General features: G+C 27.3%; 19 protein-coding genes and 4 tRNA genes. 6 read left to right on the forward strand and 17 right to left on the reverse strand.

Annotated features, from left to right (window positions below):
* Positions 1–30: 30 nt before the first annotated feature.
* Both alr and BHAMNSH16_RS06650 read left to right on the forward strand, forming a co-directional pair.
* Positions 31–1,128, forward strand: coding sequence for an alanine racemase (gene alr, locus BHAMNSH16_RS06645; protein WP_008728312.1), 1,098 nt, complete (start codon positions 31–33; stop codon positions 1,126–1,128).
* Positions 1,129–1,311: 183 nt separating this feature from the next.
* Positions 1,312–2,685, forward strand: coding sequence for an alanine/glycine:cation symporter family protein (locus tag BHAMNSH16_RS06650; protein WP_008728309.1), 1,374 nt, complete (start codon positions 1,312–1,314; stop codon positions 2,683–2,685).
* A gap of 649 nt (positions 2,686–3,334) precedes the next feature.
* On the opposite strand, the gene BHAMNSH16_RS06655 is transcribed toward BHAMNSH16_RS06650, so the two are convergent.
* From BHAMNSH16_RS06655 to ruvB, 3 genes are read right to left on the reverse strand one after another with little or no spacing between them, the layout of a single operon-like run.
* On the reverse strand, positions 3,335–4,951 hold the full coding sequence (locus BHAMNSH16_RS06655; RefSeq protein ID WP_069731976.1) for a hypothetical protein: 1,617 nt from the start codon (positions 4,949–4,951) through the stop codon (positions 3,335–3,337).
* Positions 4,952–4,986: 35 nt separating this feature from the next.
* Complete coding sequence (locus BHAMNSH16_RS06660; RefSeq protein ID WP_008728308.1) at positions 4,987–6,165, reverse strand: M23 family metallopeptidase; 1,179 nt, start codon at positions 6,163–6,165, stop codon at positions 4,987–4,989.
* The gene (gene ruvB, locus BHAMNSH16_RS06665; protein WP_008728307.1) at positions 6,155–7,195 is read right to left on the reverse strand and encodes a Holliday junction branch migration DNA helicase RuvB; all 1,041 of its coding nucleotides are present in this window, start codon (positions 7,193–7,195) and stop codon (positions 6,155–6,157) included. Before ruvB ends, BHAMNSH16_RS06660 begins: the two co-directional genes overlap by 11 nt.
* Positions 7,196–7,763: 568 nt before the next feature.
* Here ruvB and BHAMNSH16_RS06670 point away from each other — a divergent pair.
* Both BHAMNSH16_RS06670 and lon read left to right on the forward strand, forming a co-directional pair.
* Positions 7,764–9,713: a methyl-accepting chemotaxis protein gene (locus BHAMNSH16_RS06670; protein ID WP_008728305.1), complete on the forward strand. Its 1,950-nt coding sequence runs from the start codon at positions 7,764–7,766 to the stop codon at positions 9,711–9,713.
* A gap of 335 nt (positions 9,714–10,048) precedes the next feature.
* Positions 10,049–12,556, forward strand: coding sequence for an endopeptidase La (gene lon / locus BHAMNSH16_RS06675; protein WP_008728303.1), 2,508 nt, complete (start codon positions 10,049–10,051; stop codon positions 12,554–12,556).
* Positions 12,557–13,061: 505 nt separating this feature from the next.
* Here the strand turns inward: lon and BHAMNSH16_RS06680 are convergent.
* On the reverse strand, positions 13,062–14,144 hold the full coding sequence (locus BHAMNSH16_RS06680; RefSeq protein WP_008728301.1) for a serpulina hyodysenteriae variable surface protein: 1,083 nt from the start codon (positions 14,142–14,144) through the stop codon (positions 13,062–13,064).
* A gap of 432 nt (positions 14,145–14,576) precedes the next feature.
* Entirely contained in the window at positions 14,577–15,716 is a 1,140-nt protein-coding gene (locus BHAMNSH16_RS06685) for a VWA domain-containing protein (RefSeq protein WP_008728298.1), read from the reverse strand.
* 242 nt (positions 15,717–15,958) lie between these two features.
* Between BHAMNSH16_RS06685 and BHAMNSH16_RS06690 the strand changes: the two genes are divergently transcribed.
* On the forward strand, positions 15,959–17,173 hold the full coding sequence (locus BHAMNSH16_RS06690) for an AAA family ATPase (protein WP_069731974.1): 1,215 nt from the start codon (positions 15,959–15,961) through the stop codon (positions 17,171–17,173).
* Here BHAMNSH16_RS06690 and BHAMNSH16_RS06695 read toward each other — a convergent pair.
* From BHAMNSH16_RS06695 to BHAMNSH16_RS06730, 8 genes are all read right to left on the reverse strand, one after another.
* The gene (locus tag BHAMNSH16_RS06695) at positions 17,170–18,345 is read right to left on the reverse strand and encodes a tetratricopeptide repeat protein (RefSeq protein WP_083250069.1); all 1,176 of its coding nucleotides are present in this window, start codon (positions 18,343–18,345) and stop codon (positions 17,170–17,172) included. The genes BHAMNSH16_RS06690 and BHAMNSH16_RS06695 overlap by 4 nt on opposite strands.
* Positions 18,346–18,413: 68 nt before the next feature.
* Positions 18,414–18,487 (reverse strand) — tRNA-Arg (locus tag BHAMNSH16_RS06700).
* Between the two features lie 186 nt (positions 18,488–18,673).
* Positions 18,674–19,396, reverse strand: coding sequence for a hypothetical protein (locus BHAMNSH16_RS06705; protein ID WP_069731973.1), 723 nt, complete (start codon positions 19,394–19,396; stop codon positions 18,674–18,676).
* 70 nt (positions 19,397–19,466) lie between these two features.
* Positions 19,467–20,192, reverse strand: a complete 726-nt coding sequence (locus tag BHAMNSH16_RS06710; protein ID WP_008729951.1) for a hypothetical protein — start codon at positions 20,190–20,192, stop codon at positions 19,467–19,469.
* Between the two features lie 222 nt (positions 20,193–20,414).
* Positions 20,415–21,149: a hypothetical protein gene (locus BHAMNSH16_RS06715; protein WP_008729949.1), complete on the reverse strand. Its 735-nt coding sequence runs from the start codon at positions 21,147–21,149 to the stop codon at positions 20,415–20,417.
* 212 nt (positions 21,150–21,361) lie between these two features.
* Positions 21,362–21,437 (reverse strand) — tRNA-His (locus tag BHAMNSH16_RS06720).
* Positions 21,438–21,503: 66 nt separating this feature from the next.
* A tRNA-Arg gene (locus BHAMNSH16_RS06725) sits at positions 21,504–21,577 on the reverse strand.
* Between the two features lie 2 nt (positions 21,578–21,579).
* Positions 21,580–21,653, reverse strand: a tRNA-Pro gene (locus BHAMNSH16_RS06730).
* Between the two features lie 143 nt (positions 21,654–21,796).
* Between BHAMNSH16_RS06730 and BHAMNSH16_RS06735 the strand changes: the two genes are divergently transcribed.
* Positions 21,797–23,740 carry a fructose-1,6-bisphosphatase gene (locus tag BHAMNSH16_RS06735; protein WP_008729947.1) on the forward strand — a complete coding sequence of 648 codons (1,944 nt, stop codon included), beginning with the start codon at positions 21,797–21,799 and terminating at the stop codon, positions 23,738–23,740.
* A 113-nt stretch (positions 23,741–23,853) separates the two neighbouring features.
* Here BHAMNSH16_RS06735 and BHAMNSH16_RS06740 read toward each other — a convergent pair whose 3' ends face one another.
* The 4 genes from BHAMNSH16_RS06740 to BHAMNSH16_RS06755 are packed head-to-tail and all read right to left on the reverse strand — an operon-like array spanning position 23,854 to position 26,972.
* On the reverse strand, positions 23,854–24,459 hold the full coding sequence (locus BHAMNSH16_RS06740) for a hypothetical protein (RefSeq protein ID WP_008729944.1): 606 nt from the start codon (positions 24,457–24,459) through the stop codon (positions 23,854–23,856).
* Positions 24,456–25,718 (reverse strand): AAA family ATPase, encoded by a 1,263-nt coding sequence (locus tag BHAMNSH16_RS06745; RefSeq protein ID WP_069731972.1) that lies wholly within the window; start codon positions 25,716–25,718, stop codon positions 24,456–24,458. The genes BHAMNSH16_RS06740 and BHAMNSH16_RS06745 overlap by 4 nt, the downstream gene beginning before the upstream one ends.
* A 51-nt stretch (positions 25,719–25,769) precedes the next feature.
* On the reverse strand, positions 25,770–26,348 hold the full coding sequence (locus tag BHAMNSH16_RS06750) for a chromate transporter (RefSeq protein ID WP_008731729.1): 579 nt from the start codon (positions 26,346–26,348) through the stop codon (positions 25,770–25,772).
* Between the two features lie 15 nt (positions 26,349–26,363).
* The gene (locus BHAMNSH16_RS06755; RefSeq protein ID WP_069725264.1) at positions 26,364–26,972 is read right to left on the reverse strand and encodes a chromate transporter; all 609 of its coding nucleotides are present in this window, start codon (positions 26,970–26,972) and stop codon (positions 26,364–26,366) included.
* Positions 26,973–26,977: the final 5 nt, after the last annotated feature.

Here is a 26,977-nt window from a genome sequence, read left to right on the forward strand (position 1 = left end):
TTAATTATTAAAAATAAGTAGGTTAAGATTATGTCAAATTATACTATTGCTGAAATTGATTTATCCATTTTTAAGAAGAATATGCAGATTATACGCTCTATTATAAATGATGTTAAACTTCTTAATATTGTTAAAGCAAATGCTTACGGACATGGTTTGGTGGAAATATCGAAGGCTTCTGAGCAATTCGGAGCTGATGCTTTAGGGGTTGCAAATGTTGAAGAGGGAATAAAAATAAGAGAAGCTGGTGTTAAACTTCCTATATTAGTATTATTCCAGCATTTTAAAGATGAGTCTGATTTGGTATGTAAATATAATTTAAGTCCTATTATAAGTAATGATGAATGTTTAGAGTATTATGATAGATTTTTAAAACAGAATGGCGGAAGCTTAAATTTATATATAAAAGTTGATACAGGATTAAACAGAATGGGGGCTAAACCTGAAGAAGTTGTTCCTCTAGCAAAAAAAATATTATCTTATGACACTTTAAATATAGAAGGCATTAATACTCATTATGCCGCTTCTGATATGAACGATGATTACTCTGTTAATTTTACTAATAAACAGATAAAAATTTTTCATGATGTATTAAATAATCTTAAAGAAAATGGTATAGAAATAAAAAATGCTCATACTTCTAATTCAGCAGCTATAATTTCATATAAGAATACATATTTTGATATGGTTAGGGCTGGAATAATATTGTATGGATATAATGATAATATTTTAGGTATTAAGCCTATATTAAATTTAAAATCGTATGTTGTTTTGGTTAGAAATATAAAAAAAGGAGAAAGCATTTCTTATGGAATGACTTGGACTGCTAGTAAGGATACAAGAGTTGCTGTAATACCTATAGGATATGCTGACGGAATACCAAGAAAATTATCAAATAATTGGGAAGTAAAAATTAATGGAAGATATTATCCTTTACGAGGAAGGGTGTGTATGGATTCTATTATTGCAGAAATAGGAAATGATAATATAAAAACCGGCGATGAGGTATTGATATTTGGAAATGATAAAAAACTTAATGCAGATACTTTGGCATCAAGAATAGATACTATAAGTCATGAAATACTTGTAAATATAGGTGAAAGAGTAAAAAGAGTTTATAAATATTAGAAAATAATTTATATAAAATTAATAATAAGGAGCATGAGTTGCATATTAATATTTAATTTATAGTTGTTAATATGTTAATTTATCACTGGCAATAATAATAAAGCGTATGAACGAGCAGCTTATAACTTTAGTTATAAGCTATTAATAAGCGAGTTAATCGCTAGCAACAATAAGGAGTACATTATGATAGAAATGATAGCTAAAATAAATAATGTTATTAATAGCTTTGTATGGGGACCAATAATGCTTACATTGTTAGTAGGCACAGGAATATATTTAAGTATAATAACAGGTTTTTTACAAATAACAAAAATACCTTTATGGATTAAGCATACATTTGGGGCATTAGCAAAAAAACATGATTTAGATGATAATATTACTCCTTTTCAGGCAGTAAGCACAGCATTAGCAAGCACTGTAGGTACAGGAAATATTGCCGGTGTTACTACTGCTATAGTGGCAGGAGGACCTGGAGCTTTATTTTGGATGTGGTTTGCTGCTTTTTTCGGTATGGTTACTAAATATTCAGAGGTTATTTTAGCTGTTCACTATAGAATAAAAGATGATTTAGGTCATCATCATGGCGGTCCTATGTATTATATATCAAAGGGTGCTAATATGCCTTGGCTTGGAAGTATATTTGCTGCTTTTGCTGCTTTAGCTTGTTTCGGTGCTGGAAATATGACTCAGACTAATGCTATGGCGGGAGTTATTTATCAGAATTTTGGAGTTCCGCATATAGTTACCGGAATAGTTGTTGTAATTTTAACTGCTGTTATTATTATAGGCGGAATAAGAAGAATAGCTACTGTTACTGAAAAATTAGTACCTTTTATGTGCGTTATATATATAATTTCAGGTATCATTATATTAATTATGAATGCAGATAAAATTCCTCATGCTTTTCAGAGAGTATTTCAAGAAGCTTTTTCATTAAAACAGGTAGGAGCCGGATTTATGGGATATACTATAATGATGGGTATGAAATTCGGATTTGCAAGAGGAGTATTTTCTAATGAGGCTGGTTTAGGTACTGCTCCAATGGCTCATGGGGCTAGCAATTCAAAAAATCCTATAGAGCAGGGTTTATGGGGAATATTTGAAGTGCTTATAGATACTTTCTTTGTATGTACTTTAACAGGGCTTATAGCTATAATATTCTTAGAAGCTAATCAGGGAACTAAATTAAATGGGGCTGAACTTATCTCTTTTTCTTTCGGAAATAATTTAGGATATGCAGGTTCTGTAATACTTACAATATCTTTAGTATTATTTGCTTTTTCTACATTTGTAGGCTGGTCTCATTACGGTGTTGTTGCTTTAGGATATCTTACAAAAAGAAATAAAATAGCTTCATATTCATACAGAGTAATATTTTTAATTATAGGTATAGTTGGTGCAGTAAGTCAATTAGATTTAATATGGGCTATAGCTGATACTTTGAATGGTCTTATGGCTATACCTAACCTTATTGGGCTTCTCATACTATCACCAAAAATAGCTAAACTTACTAGTGATTATCTTAAAGACCCTAGTTCAACTATAATGAAAGATTAAAATTTTATATTAAAAAAATTTAATAAATAAAAATATAAAATATTTGCTCTTTTTTATTATTTAGTATTGATTTTTTATAAAAACAATATATAATTAATAATTATTATCAATAAGTATAGTGTGTATGAATATTTAATTAAACTTTCTTATTGTGTTATTATAGTTTATATATAATAAAATTAACTTTGAGAAAATCTCATAATAATAAATCAAACTAATTTTTACCCCAATTTTACGGCAGTGTATAGAAATATACACTGTCATATATATTCAATTTCATACACAAATTCATTCATATAAAAGCTATAAATTTAAATAATTCTTGGGTGGGCTTCTGTAAATTCTAATATAATAGTAAAAAAATTAAAAATTATATTTCAGAGTAAAACTATAAGTATATAGGGTGGGAAGTGTAAATAAATTAAAAAACTTAAATTACATCCCCCGCCCTTTTTACCTTATTGCTTTATTTACAAATAATTAGTTTTATTTATATTTAAAGCTTAAAACACAAAAAAGCATGCCCACCCTAGTTTTTGATTAGTTTGTAGTCCATTCACCGCATACTTAGCTTACTTTGAAATATTATAAAAATAGCATTATTAATTAATTTATATTTTTTGTTTAATTTAACATGCGTTATTAAAAATTAAAAAATAAAATCATTAGTGTTTTTTGATATATTGTTTTTTAGTATGTTTCTTTTAATCTTTATTTCTTTTAATATATCAGAAGCTAATTTAACATCTTTAAGAGATTTTCTTATCTGCCAAAATCCGCTGTCCCATAAAGATATTTTAAATTTCTCTTTATTGACCTTTTCTATATTAGAATAAAAATATTTATAAAGTTTTTCAGCAGTATTCATCAAATCAAATGCTTCATAAGATATATATTTATTATTATTTTCTAAATATTCAAAACAAAATCTTCTTTCATTATTATATTCAAAGAAACTGCATCCGCTGTAAACTTTTTTATAATCAAATGGATAAAAATGATTTATAATGGTATAATATTTTTCTTTATAGAATATATTATCCATAGCAGATGTTTGATTGGAAGTAGAAAATAAAGTCCATACTACACAATCCAATATAAATTTTCTATCTAATTCATTTTTAGGTATGCAAAATTGATCGCTTCCATTAAGCCAATCTACTTTAGCAGTTCTTCTAACGGCATGTATTATCATAGCCTTTTCAAAATTTTCTTTTGTAATTGATAGCGAACCTGCCGAAGCCTGCGGAGCAGAAAATATAGCCGTAAGATTCTGTTTTTGCAAATCGCTTCCGCAGCTCATAAGAGAACCTATAAAGCCTTCGCATACTTTATCTCTTATATCATGTCCTGAGGTTTTCACTTTTATCGCTGATGAAAGCGGTACAAATGTTGATGAAGTTTTTATTCTCTTTATCCATTTATTAAGAAGACTATCACTGTCTATCACATTATAGCTTTTTTTATTTATTATATTGCAGTTATTATCAAGAACATCTAAAATAATATTTTCTGTTTTTATATTATGCTTATTATTTATTTCCCAAATTATGAAACTTACAGGAAAAGGAGTAGTTTTTGAAGTATTGTCAAAATTCGATGAAGAGAAAATAAATCCATTTAAAAATTTATAATTACATACCTTATTTCTAAATTTCTCATTGTTATTATATTTTATATAGTTGGTTTTAGAAAATATAGCAAGATAAACTTTATTTTTATCTTTAAACTCTTTATGTATTCTAAACATAAACTGGGCATATAATTCTCTTGAAGCATCGCCCAATTTTTCTTTATGCATCATATCTCTAATCTTGCTTATGCTGACATTTTTTTTGCTTTTGGAGTTTGTACCTGCAACCTGACTTGTGGCATAAGGCGGATTGATTAATATAATCCATTTTAATTCTTTATTATTTAAATCATCTTGAAGTTGTTTAGGTAGTTTATGATATTGAAAATCATCATTATTTATATCATCATTTAAATAATCATATTGAAACTTGAAGGCATTTTTAAATTTTATTTTAGAATATTCTATATCATTTTCATCTATTGTAGACATATAAATATATTTATGATATTTTTCATCAATATAATATTCTAAATTTCCTGTTCCCGATGCCATATCCCATATTCTATATTTTCCGCTTTCAAATTCTTTTTTATCTATTATACTAAATAGATATGATAAAGATTTTTCAGCAAAATTTAAAGGAGTATAAAACTCTCCTAAATATCTTTTTTTAGAATCATGTGCATTCATATAGCATTAGAAGAATAGTAATATATAATAATAAACTAGAATCTGGCACTCAAATAAGGCATAGGATTCTTATGATCTCCTCCTATCCTAACCTCGAAATGGCAGTGTATTCCTGTAGTTCTTCCGGTATTTCCTATTAAAGCTATACGATCTCCTCTTTTTACCTTCTGTCCATAATCAACAAGAAGTTTAGAATTATGACCATAAGCAGTCTGATATCCATTAGCATGTGTGATTAGAACAAACCATCCGTATCCGTTTCTCCAGCCTGCAAATGAAACAGTACCATCAGCAACAGCAAGTATAGGAGTTCCATAAGGACCTGCTATATCAACACCATAGTGATAACTTTTTTCCTGATTGAAAGGAGATAATCTAGCTCCGAATCCGCTTGATATTCTTCCGCCTCCTGCAACAGGCCAGCCTAAAGGAATTTCTTTATGTATTTTTGGAGATACTTCCATAAATGAAAGAACATTCTTTTGATAAGAGTCTAATTCACTAAGCATCTTTTCAATATTTAAAGATTCATTATTATTTAAATTATTGTTATTATTGAAAGTACCGACATCATTATAATCTATTGTATAGGATATAGATTTCATGATATTATTATAATCTATTAAAGCTTTAGAAAATCTATTTAAAGATTTTTTATAATCTTCTATTAAAGTATAAGTTTTAGCTTCTCTTGCAGAAAGAGTATTATAAAATTCTCTAGCTGCTTTTTGTCTGTTATATGCATCATAACCTGTATAAATTAAAGCAGAGAATACTAAAAAAAGAAATAAAATCATAAAATTATTAATAGGAAGTCTTATTCCATGTTCTTCATCATCATAAAATATGAGTATGCTTCTTTCATGATTCCCTTTTCTTTCAATGGCTCCTATAACTGAATTAAATATATGTCTTATTCCGTAAGTAGCATTATATAAATTATTTAGAATTTTTTTGGTTCTATTGAATTTTATTTTTGTTTTTGGAGCTTTATATCTTGAAGATGGAGTTAATTTAACATTTTTTTTATAGTTTATATCAAAGCGGGAATTAGAATTATTAGCATCTTTGAAATTGCCTACGAATTTTTTTGCTAAATTTTTAACATCTTTTGAAGTTTCTTCCAAATAATATTTATCCAACTGAGCATTGGACTTTTTCTCTTTTGTTGAAGTATCGTCTGTAATTAAAATAGGTAACTCCTTAAAAATCAAATAATCCTCTTTCTTCGTTATTATAATTATCGTCATACTTTGAAGAAAGATTTAAATAAGCATAAGCCTTATTTGTAGCTACTCTGCCTTTTGGCGTTCTTTTAATAAATCCGCATTGTATAAGATAAGGCTCTATTACATCTTCTATGGTTTCTATCTGCTCGGATAAAGACACAGATAAAGTATCCACTCCCACAGGACCTCCATTATAATGTTTAATGATAGTATTTAAATAAAGTTTGTCAAGTGCTTCAAATCCATTTTTATCTATACCCAACTTTTCAAGAGAATCACAGGCAAACTTCTCGTCTATTTTTAAAACATCATGTACTGTAGCAAAGTCAAAAACTCTTCTTAAAAGACGATTAACTATTCTCGGAGTTCCTCTTGATCTTGAAGCTATAGACAATGCAGCTTCATCTGTAATATTGATATTAAGAAATTCAGAACTTCTCTTTACTATATTAGCCAAATCTTCATTAGTATAAAACTCAAGCCTTTCCACTATTCCAAATCTATCGTATAAAGGGGTACTCAGCAAACCGCTTCTAGTCGTAGCTCCTATCAAAGTAAAATGCGGTAATTTGACTCTGAAACTTTTAGCAGATGTTCCCTCTCCTACCTTTATGTCTACAAAAAAATCTTCCATAGCTGAATAAAGAACTTCTTCAACTACAGTTCTAAGTCTATGTATCTCATCTATAAATAGTATATCTTTTTCTCCCAAAGTGGTAAGTATAGAAGCCAGGTCTCCTGGACGCTCTATTATAGGGGCTGATGTAGCTTTTATATTGCTTCCCATTTCATTTGCTATTATTTGGGCTAATGTAGTTTTTCCAAGTCCGGGAGGACCATAAAATAATATATGATCTAAAGAAACCTCTCTTTTTTTAGCACTATTTATAAAGACTTTCAATTTTGATTTTATATTTTTCTGCCCCAAAAAGTCATCAAAGCCTTGAGGTCTTATATTGTTATTAGGCTTATCATAAGAGTTTTCTTCAGCATTTGTTATGCTTTCTTTATCCATAATTCTTTCTATTATATATTAAAATGCATTAAATAACAAATTTTATTAGCACGCGGTGAGATGATATTATATTTAAAAACAGTTATTATTATAGTATTATTCTTATATATACAAAATGCTAAACGCGTGATGAATTAACTTTAAATATAATAAAAACTTGGGCGGGGGTTATATTGTCTAATTGAACTTTAAACAATAACTAAATTTCAAATCACAAATTAAGTCATAAAACATAAAGGGCGGGAAGTGAAAAAAATTTTAAAAATTTAATTACAATTGCCCACCCTCTAGGCTTTTTAAATTCACTGTTGCTTTGATATTGTTTTTCTTTTTAATCCTATCTGTTATTTCTGTTACCCACCCAAGTGATTTTTAAATTTGTTGTGCATATACCGCACGCAGAAAGAAATTAAAACTATGTAATAAATTCTAAATCAAAATTTCGTTATGCATTTAAATCTTGTTAACCGTGCGTTAATTATTAATTTAGGCATTAATAAAATCATTGAGTATAAGTGCATATTATTGTATAATCTCATGTAATTTTTTAATATATGGAGATATTTTAATGATTAATTTTAACAGTCTGCAGTTTAAAATAAGTATGTTTATACTAGTTCCTTTTTTGATTATGCTTGTTATATCAAGTATATTTAATATATTATCTGTTAATAATGTTACAAAAAAACTTTCGTATAAAGTATTAGAAGAAAGTGCAAAAGGAGAAGCTGCTAAAGTAGAATCTATTGTTCAGGAAGCATTTGATAGTTTGAGTACATTTGAATATACAGTAAATAATTTATATAGATCAGGTGAAAGAAACAGAGAAGTATATAAAAATACAACTAAAGACTTTTTTAGTACTTTGCCGGAAAACACAGGAGCATTGTTTCTTATATTTAAAAATAATGTAATGGGAAATGATTCTGATTATACAAATGATCCTAATTATTCAGAAGCAGGCGGCATGTTTTCTGATTATGTATATAGAAATAACAATTCTGCTGATGATAGAGGTATGACTAGCGAAGAATTAAAAAGCGATTATTATTCAGTACCTGTAACAACAGGAAATATTAATATTACATCTATATATGATTTTGAAGTCGGCGGTAAAATGGTAAAAATGAATACTTGGTCTATACCTTTAAAGAATAACGGAGAAATTATAGGTGTTGCCGGAGTAGATATATTTATTGATTCATTAGCTCCTATAATGGATAATATTAAGCCTTTTGAAAATACTCTCACTTCTTTATTCGATCATAATGGTACTTTGCTTTATAATAAAGAAAATGAAACTAATGTAGGTAAGAATATTTATGATGCATATCCTTATTATCAGGACTATAATTTATTAGATAAAATAAAATCAGGACAGACTGTTATCTTTGAAGAGTTCAGTGCTACATTAAATACTAAATCTACATATATATTCGTACCTATAAAACTAGAAACAGGTCAGAATTGGGGTATGAAAATACTAGTACCTAATTATATTATACTTGAAGACAGTAATAATATAAGAAATATGATGATTATAATTTTAGCTGTAATATTAGTAATAGTATTTATTATTACACCTTTAATAATTAATAAAAAAGTTGTATTTATCATTAAATTACTGGCTCAGGATTTAACTAAATTATCTAAAGGAGATATATCTTGGAATACACCTCCTGGATTTACGGAACTTAAAGATGAATGGGGCGAAATAGCAAGGGCAATTAAAAATATATTGGATAATTTGAATAATATTGTGAATACTGTTAAAGACTCGTCAGAACAAGTTCAAAGTGCCGCTAATGAGGTTCTTTCCGGAAATAATGATTTATCAAACAGAACAGAAACACAGGCTTCCAGCTTAGAAGAGACAGCATCAACTATGAATGAAATGTCTTCCAATGTTAAATATACAGTTTCTGATGTATCTGAAAGTACAAATATGGTTATTGAAGCGAAAGATTATGTAAGCAAAGCAGGAGAGATAATAGAAGAAAGTGTTAATAAAATGGATGCAGTTTATGAGGCTAGTTCTAAAATAATGGATATAACTAAATTAATAGAATCTATTGCTTTTCAAACTAATATACTTGCCCTTAATGCCTCTGTTGAAGCAGCACGTGCCGGCGAACAGGGAAGAGGATTTGCTGTTGTAGCAAGCGAAGTTAGAAACTTGGCACAAAATACGCAGGAGTCTGTTAAAAATATTACTTCTTTGATAGTTGATAGCAATGATAAAATTAATTTGGCTGCCGTAAGTGTTAATGAGTCTAAAGATATATTCAATGATATAGCAGAGAGAATGGATAAAGTTTCTAATTTGATGCAGAAAGTTAATGCCGCATCTCATGAACAGGAAAATGGAATAGAACAGATTAATATTGCTATAAAAGAAATGGATTCTTCTGTTCAGCAAAATGCTGCCTTAGTAGAGGAAGCTAGTTCTTCATCTCAGCTGCTTCTAAATGAAGCTCAAAATTTAAATAAATTAATTGATTTCTTTAAATTAAGATAACTTTTTAATTATTATATGCTAGTATAAATTAAATACAATCTATTATTTGAAGTGTTTTATTATTAAACAAGTATAATAAAACACTTTTCATTTTCTATAAAAATATATCTTTTATTTAATATGATTTATATACTCAAGCCTATATTAACTATAATTTCTTATACGAAAATTATACTATATGTATAAAAAAATATTTTAGTTTATATTTAATAGAGAAAAAATAATCAAAATATTTATTATTGGTATATTTATTGCATATAATACTTAATATGATTTTATTTGACTTATAAGTATATTTTATATTATACTATACAATATTCATTAGGAGTTTTTTAATGGTTAAAGATAAAAACAAATTAAATAAAGATATAGATAATAATAAAAATAGCGATAATTATAGAAATAAAAAAGAGGATAATACTGTTGCAATAGTGGAAGATAAATTACCTTCAAGATTAATAATTATACCTGTAATGGGAAAGCCTTTATTCCCAGGACTTTATGCTCCGTTTCCAATACCAGCACATCATGCTGATGCTGTAAATAAAGCTATAGCCGAAAATGACGGATTTTTAGGACTTAATTTATATATTTCAGATACACCGTCTGAAAAGAAAACACCTTCTGTTGATGAGATATACAAAGTTGGTGTTGTAGTAAAAGTATTTAAAAAACTAAATTTACCAGACGGCGGACTTAATCTTCTTATAAACTCCATACGAAGATATAAGATTATAAAATTTGTAACTACAGATCCTGTTATAAGAGCAGAACCGCTTTATATACCTGATATAGATCCTTTCAGAAATGAGAAAGAAGCTAAAGAAATTAAAGCATATACCAGAGCTTTACTTTCAGACATAAAAGCTATAAGTGAGAATAATCCTCTTTTCACTGAAGAAATGCGTCTTACTATGGTAAATGTTGATGATCCTGGAAGATTAGCTGATTTTGCTACCTCAATGCTTAATGTAGAGAGAGCAAGCCAGCAGGAAATACTTGAAACTTTTGATATTCAGGAAAGACTTGAAAAAGTTCATCTTCTTCTTCAGAAAGAAAGAGAGATATCTGAGATACAGCAGAAAATACAAGGCAGTATCAATTCAAAAGTACAAAAACAGCAGAGGGAATATTTCTTAAAAGAACAATTAAAAGAAATTAAAAAAGAATTAGGATATGATACTGATCCTAAACAAAGAGATATAGAAAAATACAAAAAAACCCTTGAAGAACTAAATGTGATAGATGAAGTTAAAGAGAGAATGGAGCAGGAAATAGAAAAGATTTCTACAATAGATACGCATTCTCCTGAATATACTGTATCTAAAAATTATTTGGATACTTTATTTGCTTTGCCTTGGAATAAGGAAAATAAAGAAAGAGAAGATATATCAAAAAGCAAAAAGATATTGGATAGAGATCATTACGGACTTGAAGATGTTAAAGAGAGAATATATGAATTTCTAGCTGTTAGAAAATTAAATCCGGAGAAAAAATCTTCTATACTATGTTTTGTAGGTCCTCCGGGTGTAGGTAAAACTTCCATAGGAAAGAGCATTGCTGAAGCATTAAACAGACCTTTCTTTAGGTTTTCTTTAGGCGGTATGAGAGATGAAGCCGAAATAAAAGGACATAGAAGAACTTATATAGGTGCTATGCCGGGTAAAATAATAGAGGCTTTAAAAATAGTAAAAGTTAAAAATCCTGTTCTTATGCTTGATGAAATTGATAAATTAGGAACTAGTTTTCAGGGAGATCCTTCAAGTGCTTTGCTTGAAGTTTTAGATCCGGAGCAGAATGCATCATTTAGAGATCATTATTTGGATTTACCTTTTGATTTGTCAAATGTTCTATTCATAACCACAGCAAACACTCTCGATACAATTCCTAGACCTTTGCTTGACAGAATGGAGGTTATAAGACTATCAGGCTATATTATGGAAGAAAAATTAAAAATAGCTTCCAAATACATTATACCTAGACAGGTAAAAGCTCATGGGCTTGATATAAAATATATTAAATTCACAAACAAAGCTATTAGTAAAATAATAGACGGATATGCAAGAGAAGCCGGAGTTAGAAATTTTGAAAGAAGAATAGAGAGAATATGCAGAAAAATTGCCGCTTATATTGTAGAGTATAATAAAACAAGCTATGATTATACAATAGATGAAAATGATTTAGAGAAGTATCTTAAAAAGCCTATATTCACAGAAGATTTTACAGAGAAAGATTTAAAACCAGGAAACTCTATAGGTTTAGCTTGGACATCTTTAGGCGGTGCAACTCTTACAATAGAATCAATAAAGGTATCAGAAAAAAAAGATTCCGGAAACATACAGGTAACAGGACAGCTTGGCGATGTTATGAGTGAGAGTGTAGAGATAGCATATAGTTATGTAAAAAGCGTTGCTAAAGATTATGGTGTTCCTGAAAACTATTTTAATGATGCTATGATTCACTTACATATTCCTGAAGGGGCTACTCCTAAAGACGGACCTTCTGCAGGCATAACTATGGCTACTGCTTTGCTTTCTCTTTCTATGAACAAGGTTATAAGAAATGATACTGCCATGACAGGAGAGCTTTCTTTAAATGGAAAAGTTCTTCCTATAGGAGGCTTAAAAGAAAAAACTATAGCAGCAAAAAGACTTGGATTTATTAAGCATATTATAATACCTTATGAGAATATTAGGGATTTAGATGAGATTCCTGAGAATGTTAAAAAGGGACTTACTTTCCACCCTGTTAAAGATGTCAGAGAGGTATTTGATTTTATGTTTAAGTTGAATAAACTAAATAATAAAAAAGAAGTTAAAAAAAAATACAAGAAAAGCAAATAAAAAATATTATAATATAAAATCATAAAAGGTGCAGGATTAATTATTCTGCATCTTTTTTATATTATTGATTTTATTTATTATTAATAATACTTTATATAAACAAATCTATACGCACGTTGAGTAAATTTAAAAATACAAAAATATTTTATATTACAAATTAAATGATTAGTATAAAATTATTAACCGTGCGTTTAATTGATTTTAAATTTAAATAACTTTTGGGCGGGTATGCTTTTATGTATTAAGCTTTAAATATAAATAAATCTATTATGTGTAAAAGAAGTCATAAAATCTAAAGGGCGGGGTATGTAATTAAGTTAAAAAAATTATTATATTTCTATGATTTAAAAATTGAAAAATTAATTATAATTTTTTAATTAAAATATAAAACGGCGGGATATGATTAATTAACCCGCCAAGATTTTTTATTTATATTTTATAAACCGCATTAAATAAATATTGTGTTTATTTTAATTATTTTAGAATAAGCAAATATTATAATTATTTATTGAGCTGTATTTCCATCTAATGAAGGTAAGTACCAAGTTATACCTGTAGTAGTTTCAAATAATACTGGAGGAAGATTAACATTAGCAACTGTAGTGCTTCCATTAACATTGCCATTAACATCTAACTCAAAGTACCATTCTAAGTCTTTAACAGGAGTTATATAAAGTTCTCCATAAGCAGCCCAAGTCAATGCATGGCTTGTCTGCTGTGCTACGTCTTTTCTTTTTTCTGAAGTTACTGCATAACCTATAGCCGGTTCAAAATAAACAGATACTACATCACTGCTTGCTGCCAAAGATAATACAGGTTTAATTGACAAATAGAAAGGACTAACATCGTATATATCTGACTGAGTTTCATTTTCTCCTAAAGCATAAAGTCCTTCATTCTTATACATATCTCCTATTGTCAAATAATCACGAGAGAAACCATTTTGAGATAAAGTATAATCTCCTTTTAATACTTGATGGTAATCTATTCTGATATAAGGATTAACTGTTACATTACCTACTTGAGTATTTAAGAAGTATAATCTCAACTGCATGCCGAAAGTTTCAATACTGCCTTTACCTAAAGAAGTCTGTTCCCAAGTACCATTTTTATAAGAGAAGTCTAATCTTATAAAATTAAATGCATCTATTCCTGTATAATATCTTAATTCTATCTGATTAAAACCTATACCTGTAAATTTTGTATTACCCTTACCAAATCCATAAGCATTATCTGTTACAGCAACTTGTATAGGTATTGCTAATCTCAAATTATTATTTAAAGTATTAAATACCAATGTAGGAGTATGTACCTGTAAATATTTATCTATATATGTAAAGTTATATCCTAGACCAATACCTAACATATCAGAAGTGTATCCTATACCAGCTGATACTGTAGCATTTAATTGTATATCTTTGTCATCTCCTGTAAGAATGCTTCCCATCCATCCTCCGTCAGCTTTGACACCTAATGTACCTTTAATTGTGCCATTTCCTAATGTAAAACCCAACTGCTCCATTCTAGCTCTGAATTGATTGCCATGAGTAAGGAAATTAATCCAGTCATTACCGTCTGCACCGTACATACCAAATGCTGTAACTGATGTTATTAATAAAGAACCTGTTACAGCTATTAGGAACTTTATTTTTTTGCTAACTTTTTGTACCATAAAGTTATCTCCTATAAATATTTTTTATACTATTACTCATTTCTGAGTATAAGCATCAATGGGATGCTGAACCAATTTCTTGGTTCAGCAAAGAGAAAAAAGTTTTATTAACTAGTAGTATTGTAAAAAAAAAAAAAAAAAAGCAATATGAAAATATATTTTTTTAAAAATAAAATTTGTTTTTAAAATATTTGTATCATTTAATTATAATTTATAATATGCTATGATTAAATACATATAAGACTTAGTATAAAATTTAATTTTTATTAAAGATAAAGTTTAAGAATAATGATATAACTAGAAAAATAATTTTATATACTTATTATAATTATGCAAATAAATAATTTTTTATGATATTACAGTGCTTATCCATTTAGAAAGCTCATCAGGTGTTATAGCTGCAACTTTAGCTCCTATTTTGGCAAACTGTTTAGCAGCCTCTTTATCATAACTTGCATCCGCATTATAGTCCAAAGCAGGAAGCACGAAAAGTTTAGACCTTGATTCTATTATATCCCTAGCACTTTTATACATATACTTATAATCATTGCTGTCATACAAATCGCTTATGAGAAGTACTATAGTTTTGTCAGGTGCAGTTGTAATCTTTTTAGCATATTCCAAAGCCATAACAATATCAGTTCCCCCTCCTAACTGTACTTTAAATAATACATCTATTGGATCTTTTACACTTCCGCTTAGATCAACTATTGAAGTGTCGAATATTATCAGTTTTATTGATAAATATGGAAGATTTGAGAATATAGATGCCATTATTGAAGAATATATTACAGAATCAAGCATAGAACCGCTTTCATCTATTAATATTATAATATGCCAAGGATTATATTTTTTTATGTTTTGATTGAAATATAATTTATCTACAAAAATAGTTTTATCTTCTATGTTATAGTTTTTTAAATTATTTCTTATTGTTTTTTTTATATCAAGATTTTTGAATATTTTATTTTGTGTTGTAGAGTTAGGAAGTTTTTTTCCATAGAAAACTTTTTTTATATCACTTTCCATTTTCTTTTTTATATCATCAACCACCTTTCTTACTATATCATAGGCAAGTTTTTTAACACTGCCGTTCATCATATCTTTGAATGTGAGAATATTTTTTAAAAGCTCCATATTAGGCTCCATCTCTTTTAAAATATCCTCATCAGTAATCATCTCTGTAAGGTTATATTTCTCTAATGCATGGGCCTGCATGATTTCAACAGTTTTTTTAGGAAATAGTCTTTTTACCTTTGCAACCCAAGAAGGAACAGTTAAAGCACTTTTTCCTTTACCGCCTCTATTCTCTTTACTTTCAAAATCGGCATACCCTGCTTCTCTGCTGTATTCTCTGTCATACAAAAAACCTAATGCATTGTCAATTTCAGAATATTCGCTTTCAAGCTCTATATTATCTTCAGCAAAACTTCCAAGTATTAAACGCCATCTTGAAGCATTTTTATAATCTATATTATTATTATCCATATAGTAATAATATAAATAAACAAACAAAAAATCAAATTTTTTTTATACTTAAAACTTTATTACATACCCCGCCCTCTATTCTTTCTGCTATATTTTGTAATTTTAGTATTTAATTTTCTTATAATGTTAAAAGATATAAAAGCACCCGCCCAAGTTTTTTTTTTAAGATTTAAAATCTTTACATATTTAACACTGTTTTGTTTTTATATATTATAGAAAATAGATATAAAAAATAAAATAATATGCTTAAAAAAATTACAATTTCAAATTACAGATCATTTTATGATGAAGCTGTTTTAGATTTTACAGTATACCATGATGCAGCTAAAGAAAATGAATGCCGATTTCTAAAAAAAATAAATAACAATGAATATATATCAAAATTATGCCTTTTATACGGATATAATGGTTCAGGTAAAAGTAATTTAATTAATGCTTTAAAATATATTCTTTATTCTAATAATGGATATATAACTTCAAGCGATGACAGTATAAAAAAACTTTTAGATCCGAATATGATTTATGGAAAAAACGATAAAAGCCGATTCTGTTTGGAGTTTTATTCAAATGATGAATGCATATTATATTTATATGAATTAGTATTGGATAATCAAAATAAAAAAATATATTCAGAAAAATTGGCGAAAAATAATGATACTATAATATTTAAAAGAGAATTAAATTCTATAAAAGAAGGCATATTTCATTATAATAAATATATTCCTGATACAAATACATTTTTAAGTTTTATAAATGACGAAAAAATAGATGAGTATAGAGAAGAAGTAAATTATTATCTATCATTATTTAAAAATTTATGTTTTTTATTTCCATTTACTAATGAGGCAGATTTTTCATCTTATGCCATAGTAGAGGCTTTTGAGTATTTTAATAAATATAATATTTGGGATATATATAAAAAACTTCTTTCCTTAATTGATATAGATGATTTGAGTATAGAAAATGCTGTATCTCGAAATGAATTTTCTTTTATTATAGATAATAAAAGGCTTGTAACTAAACATGATAGTTATACAAATGATTTTGATGAAGTAGAATCTGAAGGAAGTAAAGTTTATGCTATTAATTTGATTTACATATTAGTTTCTTTAATCAACGGCACATTATCAATAGTTGATGAATTTAACGGCATTCAATCAGAATTATTGGAGTTTATTATAAATTTATTCGGCGATAATTTTTTTGATAGTATTAAAGATATAGCACCAGATACCTCTCAGCTTATACTTTCCACACATGATTCATCACTTATGAGTATAGACGGTACTATACTTTACAATTATTTTATAGTAAATAAAGAAAATAATATCAGCAGTATTTACAGAACAGATTATTTGAGCCTAAGAAATAATAATTTAAATATTGATAATCTAGAAAAAGAATATAGGAAAAACAGACTCGGACTTTCAAAAAAAGAAATAAATTTAAATAATTAATATTTATATATATATAAAGATCCCCTATTATCATAGGGAGCTTCAGCTGAATTGATTTTAAAGGCTGTATTGCAGTCTTCTATAGATTTGTCAAAATATTTTTTATCACCTGAATTCTTATATTTAGTGAAATATAAAGCACTTCTATTATTAAGAGCATATATATTGTTGTAATCTATTTTTATAAGTTCATTAAAATCATTTATAGACCTTGTAAATATATTTTCATCGCCGCTTATTTTATACTTTACTGAATATAATGTTGCTCTGTTATTAAGAAGCTCCACATCTAAATGATTAGATGACAGAGCATCATTAAGCATAATTAAAGCAGTTTCATAATCTTCTTCTGATTTTTTAAGTTCATATCTTATAGAATATAATATAGCTCTATTATTTGAAATAATTTCACTATTAGCATATAAAGATAAAGCATATTGAAAGTATTCATTAGCTTTTTTGAAATACTCATCTTTATTTTCCCTTCCGAACATCTTAGTATACAAAACACCTGCCCCATTTAAAGCCAAATAATTCCTATCATCTAATTGAAACATTTCCTCTATAATTTCTAATGCTTTATCATCTCTTGAATTTTTAATTTCTTTTACTAATCTTTTATACATTTCTTCTATTTCAACCCTTATAGCATCGCTTGAAGATGAATCAATCATATTCGCTATAGGATTAGAAGATTGATTTTGATTATCCTTAGCATTTTCGTTTGTATTATTATTATTTGAATATGAAGCATTACTTATACTATTATTTGTAAAATTAATTACCAGAGTGAATATAAACATAATCACTGATATAAATAATAAAGCATAAGTAGTTGTTTTTACATTATTTTTAATTGTATAATCTATAGAAAATTTAAGTGAATTAAAATGCGGAGTTATTCCTAATCTTACCTGTTCTTTAACTAAATTTGTAAATTCATTTGCTATGGCATAATTATTTAATTCTTCTTTGAAGTATAAAGTCATCATGTCCATATATTTACTTTCCATTCTTAGCGAAAGGGAATTAGTAAAATTCTCAAGTTCCCTCCTTATTCTGCTTTCAGTTCCTATGCTGTATATGTTATATGTAATAGAAAATACTAAAAGTAATATTGGAAATAGTATTAATATAACTAAATTGAGTTTTCTTATAGTTTTTTCTTTCATTTCTTGTAAAAAACCTTTTTACTATTACATATATTTTAACATATTTATTCAAATAATCAATTTATATTCGCGTCTGAGAGGAATCGAACCCCCAACCGGCGGAACCGAAATCCGCTGCTCTATCCAATTGAGCCACAGACGCTCTTAATATTATTTACTATAATAATTATCGGCAATTACGAACTATAGTTTACGATTTCTATTTACACTAATATATACAGTTTTAATATAGGATCAAAGTAATTTACTAATTTAATATATTAACTATGATATTTTTAGTTGTTATATATTATGTTAATATGTGAAAAATATCAAGTTATGTAAAAAATTATAGTATAGGAGAGAATCTAAGAGCAAGCTGAATTCCTATATCAAAACTATCAGTTCTATAATTTCCTTTTGAATTTTCTGTTTTATATGGCATGCCTATATCATATTCTAAATATGATCCTAAATTTAATGCTGTTTTCTCTGTCAAAAAGAAAGAATAATCAAATGTAAATTTAATATACCCTATAATAGACGATAAATAATCAGAAGATTTATAATCTTTTTTCAAATAATCTTCTGTTGTTGAAGTAGTTCCGAATATATTTATAGTTTTTATAGTTTTACTTTCACTAGCTCCTGAAAATGGTATTTTAATTCCGCCGCCTAATCCTAAAGAAAAAGCATCAAAATTCAACTTGGGAATAAGTCCGATTTGTAAGCTATGCAGGTACAGATTATTATATATATTGTATTCTTCTTTTGCTCCTAATGCTGAAACACTGTGATATAATGAATATTTAAAATTGTCATAACTATATCCTAATTCTGTTAAAACGCTTATTGCAAATTTTCCAAAAGCAAACATATATCCAAGCTGTACTGTTATTGCGGCATCAAATGCTGCTTCCATATTTATTTGCGGATCGCTTCCTATTGATTCTATCTCGCCATTAAATATTCCCAAAGATGCACCTAAAGGTATATTCAATATAGCTTCAAAACCACTTTCTGCCAATAAATTAAAGTTTATAATAATAATAATAAATAGTACTTTCTTCATAATAGTTTAAAAATAAAAGTCTGCCGACATAAAAATCAGCAGACCTTTTATTTAATAAAAAAATCAAATATTAATATCCAACTCTAGGACCGAATTTGAATCCTAATTCAGCTCCTATATAAAAACTATCTAATCTATTATCTGTGCCTTTGAAAGAAGGAGTGATATCATATCCCATATAAGCACCCAAAACAAAAGCCATATTATCAGCAAAGAAGAAAGAGTAATCAAATGTAGCTTTAATATATCCTATAACATTTGATTTATAATCAGAAGATGAATATTTTAATTTAGAAGTAGATGTTGAAGTACTATAACCTGTAGTAGTTTCAATTTTATTTTCTTCTGTTCCAGCCATAGGAATTTTAACACCTCCTCCTATACCCAAAGCAAAATCTCCAAAATTGAATTTAGGAAGTACTCCTATCTGAAAATTATGCAGATATGTGCTGGAATATGATTTAATACTAGTAGTTACTCCATTAAAAGGTGTAAAAGAGTAGGATAATGAAATTCTATAACTGTCATAACTGTATCCTAATTCTCCTAAAAGACTTAATCCAAATCCTCCAAAATCAAACATATAACCTAATTGTACTTTTACTCCTGAATTAAATCCCACTTCCGAGTTGATTGCAGGGGAACTGCCGTAAGTGGTCATTTCTCCATCAAAAATACCAAAAGATGCTCCTAAAGGTACACTTAATGCTGCTTCAAAACCGCTTGCTGCAAATACTTTGATATTAGCTGCTAATATCAAAACAATAATTAATGATAGCTTTTTTATTTTCTTCATATTTTATAATCTCCATTACAAATTTTCATTATATTAACTAATAATAATCTACATTACTTTCAATTAAAAATCAACAAAGCAATAAAAAATTTTTTACCTCCTAATTAACTTATTTATTACAACATTAAAATTATAATGATATTTTTTGTAAATAATATCCTAAAAATAAAAGTCCGCCGATATAAAAATCAGCAGACTTTTTATTTAATAAAAAATAAAATATTAATATCCCTGTCTAGGTCCGAATTTTAATCCTAACTCAATTCCTAAATCTAAACTGCTTACAGAGGCATCTTTAAAAGATGTGTACTCCTCTTTAATAACAGGTCCTATATCAAAACCAATATATGCCCCCAATATAAATGCCAAATGATCATTAAAAAAGAAGGAATGATCAAATGTCATTTTTACATAACCTATAATAGGCAATTCAAAGTAAGAAGATTTATAATCTGATTTTAATGTAGTATTTCCGCTTATATTATCTTCAATATGATTTTCAATAGTTCCAGCCATAGGAATTTTTATACCGCCTCCTATAGCCCAAGCAAAGTTTCCAAAATTGAATTTAGGAAGAATACCTATTTGAAAATTATGCATATACATACTTTGAATTCTTTCATACTTAACTGTAATTGTTCCTGATAAATCTAAATAATCTGAAAATCTATAGCTGTCATAGCTGTATCCTAAATCTCCTAAAAGACTTAATCCAAAATTGCCGAAATCAAACATATAGCCTATTTGAAATTGAACACCTGCATCAAATCCTGGTCTTCCGCCAAGTGCACTTTTTGTTCCTAAAACATTAAGAGATGGTTCAAAGTTTGAAGGTATTCCGAAAGATACTCCTAAAGGCACATTTAGGGCAAATTCAAAACCGCTTGCGGCAAATACTTTAATATTAGCAGCTAATATTAAAACAATAATTAATGATATCTGTTTTATTTTCTTCATTTTTTACAATCCCCTATATAAAAATTTTTTAATTATATTAATCGGTAATAATATGCATTACTTTTAATAAAAATCAATAGTACAATATTTATTAAACTCTTTGAAAATAAATAAAAACTTTGAATATTTGATTTATATAAATACTAAAATATAAGTTTTGTGATGAATGTTCTTGAAAATAAATTATCTAATTAAGAAATAAATATTATTATGGGCGAAAGACGGGACTTGAACCCGCGACATCCAGATCCACAATCTGGCGCTCTAACCAACTGAGCTACATTCGCCATTTAAACATTAAAAAGAGTTATTATTTTTTATCATATAATAAAAGCCGATGACAGCGGCTTAATACGCGCCAGACAGGAATCGAACCTGTAACCTACTGCTTAGAAGGCAGTTGCTCTATCCAATTGAGCTACTAGCGCATTCGGGATGGTGAGACTCGAACTCACAACCCCCTGCTCCCAAAGCAGGTACGCTAACCAATTGCGCTACATCCCGTTAAATTATGTTTAATTATTATATAATAATTATTTTTTTTGTCAACCATATATTTTTATTTTACAATATCATTTTTATGTATTCTATAGATTTAATCATATTTTTGTATATAATATTTAATATATAGTAATCGGAGTTTTTATATGAGAGATAAAGATTATTTAGAGTTATTATCCAGAAAATACCCAACAATAGACGATGCTTCTGTAGAAATTATCAATTTAAAAGCTATATCTCAATTACCTAAAGGTACTGAATATTTTTTGAGTGATATACATGGAGAATCTGACGGATTTGAATATTTAATAGGTACTTCCTCTGGTGTAATAAAAGAAAAAATTGAATTGCTTTTTAAAAATACTCTGCCCGAACATGACAGAGTTGAACTCCAGATATTAATAGTAGATACTAAAAATTTAATAAATAAAAAATCTAATGATCCGGATTTTGCCGATTGGTCTAGAATAACTATATACAGACTCATAAGAGTATGCAAACTTGTAACTAGTAAATATACAAGATCCAAAATAAGAAAGAAAATGCCTTCTAATTTTGCTTATATATTAGATGAACTTCTTCAAACTGATGCCGAAGAAAATAAAGAAAATTATTATTTTTCTATTATAGACTCTATTATAGAAGTATCTGCCGCTGATAAATTTATATTAGCATTATGTCAGCTTATTCGTCAATGCAGTGTAGACAGACTTCATATAGTAGGCGATATTTATGATAGAGGACCTCATCCAGATAAAGTAATGGAAAGCATAATGACTTTTAATGAAGTTGATATCGCTTGGGGAAATCATGATATACATTGGATGGGGGCGGCAAAGGGAAGTTTAATATGCGTTGCAAATGCTGTTCGTTTGGCTATAAGATATAATAATTTTGATTTGCTTGAATATAGTTATGGTATTAATTTAAGATCTTTATCTTCTTTTGCAAATGATATTTATAAAGATGATCCATGCGAGGTTTTTAAGCCTAATACTTTAGACAAAAACATTTACGATGAAGTAGACAAAGATCTTGCAGCTAAAATGCATAAGGCTATATCAATAATACAATTCAAATTAGAGTGTCAGCTTATAAAAAGACATCCGAATTACGGAATGAATGACAGAATACTTCTTGATAAAATAGATTATGATAATGGTACTATAACAATAAATAATAAAACTTATGAGCTTAAGGATAAAAATTTCCCTACAATAGATAAAAATAATCCTTTCGAGCTTACAGAATCTGAAAACACTCTCATACAAACTTTAGCATTCTCATTTATGAATAGCCCTGCTTTGCAAAGACATGCTAATTATATGTATTCAAAAGGAGGCATATACAAAATATTCAACGGTAATCTTCTTTATCATGGATGCATACCTACAAAAGAAGACGGTTCTTTTGATGATGTTTATATAGATAATCAATATTTGTCCGGAAGAAAATATTTAAATCAGGTAGAAGATAAAGTGAGAAAGGCATTTTATTCAGAAGCAGGAAGCGAAGAGCAATTAAATGCTCTTGATTACTGCTGGTATTTATGGTGCGGTCCTAAATCTCCGCTTTTCGGAAAAAATAAAATGACTACTTTTGAAAGATATTTTATAAATGATAAAGAAATTCATCAGGAACATTACAATGCATATTATTTTTATGTAGACAGTAAAGAATACTGCCAAACTATTCTAAAAGAGTTTGAATTAGACCCTAAAAGATCCCATATAATAAACGGACATGTACCTGTAAAAACTCATAAAGGCGAAAGCCCTATAAAAGGCGGAGGAATACTTCTTGTTATAGACGGAGGTTTATCTAAAGCATATCATAAAAACACAGGAATAGGCGGATACACTTTAATTTCAAACTCCAATATGATGGTAATAGCAGAGCATAGACCTTTTGCAGAAGTAGTTGAATCCGGATTTAAATTAAGTCCTAAATCTATAATAGTAGAAAGATTTGTTAAAAGAATTACTGTAGGAGAAACCGATATTGGTAAAGATTTAGAAAAAAGAATTGACGATTTACTAGAGCTTTTGAATGCATATAGAAACGGCATAGTAAAAGAAAAAGTAAATTAGGATTATTATTCTAGTGAATTATTAATAATTTCATTTTATTATGTATAATAATAAAAATTGTTAGTTATGATTTAGTAATAAAATAATTTGTTATTAACTAGCAATTTTTATTATTAATATACATTCTCTTCTTTTTCAAATTCTTTGATTATAAAATTATTAAAATCATCTTTAGTGCAGGCAAAAGATTCTTTAAATAAATATCCTTCAAATACACCTATATCTTTAAAAGTTTTGTTTTTAAATACAGTATAGTTACATATACTAGCTATATGCTGACTAATGTATCTTTGATGTATATTTTCGTTTTCTATTTTATCAATTTTATTATAGACTAATATATAATAAATATTTTCTAATGAAAATTTTAAACTTTCTATTATATTTAAATCCTTTAAAAGTATATATGTATCATATACTTTTTGATATACTTCTTCTTTTTTTATTGAACCACTTTTAAATTCTATTAAATATATTTTATTGTCTTTAAATTTATATATTGCATCAGTAGCTTTTAATCTATCTGTACAAAATCCATTTTTATTATAATTATTCTTTAATTTATCACCATTGATAACAATACTTAAAGATTCTGTCATATATGTTTTTACACCATTATCTTTTCTTCTCGATGTTCTTTTCAATGTATCTGTAATATCTATATTATTTATTTTTTCTGATATTATTGATTTTAAATATTGCAGAGAATCTTCTCTCATTTATTCATTTCTTCCTCATATCTCATATTCTTTAAAATTTCCAAAGGCTCATACATCTTTTTATAAATTATATCCAAATTATCATTAACATTTTTAAATATTACATTACATTGATTTTCAGCTAATTCGGTAATATAAAAATTGACTCTTTCATCTATATTATGCCTTTTAGAAAATCTATTAATAGCTTCTAAAAAATAATGACTATGTGTAGTTATAGTAATAGTCAAATTAAAATATTTTTGTAATAAAACAATTAACTCTGCATAAATAAGCTGCCATTTAGGGTGAAGATGTATTTCAGGCTCATCTAATATAAGAACATCTTTTTCATTTAAAGAACCATTCTCTAAAAGTCTTTTAATTATAACAAAAGATTTTAAACCAGCTGAAAGATTACCTAATTTTATTTCAATATCATTTTCATTATAATGCAAATAAAAATCATCATCTTTATTTATAATTTTTGAATTCATGACACTATTAAGTACATCATAAACTTTTTCTAAAATTTCTTTATTTTTTACTGAATCAAACACATTTTTATTATCATCAGATATAAAATCATGAATAGTTTTTTCTAAAATGAAATTATCTGTATCAATATCACTATTAACATCATTGACTATGAAAGGATTATCAATATAAAAAGCATTATGGATAATATTAAAATCAGATTCAAATTTTACACATTCATCATTTTTGAATTCTATATTCATTTTTTGTTTTTTTATTTCTAATTCTAATACAGCATTTGAATTTTTATCAAATAAATTATTAATTTGATATTCAAAAATATCTCCGAAATAATCACTCATTATTTCTAATATCAATTTACTATTTTTTATAGAAATAATTTCTAAAATATTTTCTGCTATTTCATCAAATATTTTATCATCAACTATAAAATTACTTTTCATAATATTAATTTTTAATATATCTATTAATTTTTCACTAGATATAGTATCAGCTATATTTATATATTTAAATATTTTGTCTATTATTGGGCTATTTCTAGGAATTATAAATGGAACACCAAATTTATTTTTTACATTTAATTTCTTAAGTATATTAAATATTTTATATTTTAAATTTTCTTCTATTACAAGATTTTTATAATTATCAAAATTAAATATTGAAAATAAAATCTTACCTATTGTGCTTTTGCCTGTATCATTGTCTCCGCATATAACAGTTATGCCGTCTATATTTATATCTGCTTCTTCTATCTTGGAAAAATTAGATATTTTTAATTTCATAAAAAACTTTCCTAAATACTAAAATTATCGTCATAAAAGATATAAATATTATCAATACAAAATTATACCCAAAACCGCAGATATCAATATTATAGCAAGAATCGGCACTTTTTTTATCTTTAGAAATATTGATAATGCAAATATAAATATCCCTATAGGGCTTATATATTTAAAAATATTCTGAATAAAATCTATATTTCTTAAAATAGAAGTTTCTGTAAGTTTTACAAAAAAAGCATCTTTACTAAAAGTTATAACAGCAGAAGCTATTAAAGCAACAGCACATACTCTCAAAGCATTCATTATATTATTAAACTGTTCATTATCTTTAACAGCATAGAAAAATTTTGACACTATCATAGTGATAATAAAAGCAGGTATAAATATACCGAAAGTCGCAACCGCAGACCCCAAAACTCCAGCTACTTTATACCCTACAAATGTTGCAGCATTAATGGCTATAGGTCCGGGTGTTATTTGGGATATTGCAACAAGATTAGAAAATTCAGAAGATGTAATCCAATGATATTCTTTTAATATACCAAGGAGTAATGCTATTATAGCATATCCTCCGCCATAAGTAAAAAAACCTAATTTTGCAAATACATAAAAAAGTCTAGCATATATCATAATATAAAGTCCAAATCAAGATTGTTTTTTTATAATGTATTTATTAATAATATAATAAATCCAGCCAATAAGTGCTGAAAGAAGCAAAGTATATATAATATTGAAATTAAAAAATACAACTAATACAAAACTTAATATAAAAAGAAAAGCAGTAAATTTATCCTTTATAACCTGTTTACCCATACCAAAAGCTGATAAAAGTATAAGTCCTGCAATAGCCCCTCTTATTCCTAAAAAGGCTTTATGTACATATTCAGTATTTTGAAATCTCTCAAATATAGGTGCTATCATAAGTATTATAATAAATGAAGGAGCCATAACTCCGATTCCTGCCATAATACCTCCGAATATTCCAGCTACTTTGAATCCTGTAAGAAGCGAAGAGTTTACAGCTATAACGCCGGGTATACTTTGAGCTAGGGCAAATATATCTATAATCTCATCTTTAGTTATGAATTTTCTTTTATTAACAAATTCATCTTCCATTATAGGAAGCATAGCAAGACCGCCTCCTATAGTAACAAGCCCTATATAAAAAAAAGAAAAAAACATCGTATACCAAGCCGGCTTGATAGAACTTGAAGAATTATCAGTATTTACATTTTTTTTAGAATCGCTGTCCATATATA

Origin of the sequence: Brachyspira hampsonii (genome assembly GCF_002214805.1) — a bacterium.
Taxonomy (GTDB): domain Bacteria; phylum Spirochaetota; class Brachyspiria; order Brachyspirales; family Brachyspiraceae; genus Brachyspira; species Brachyspira hampsonii.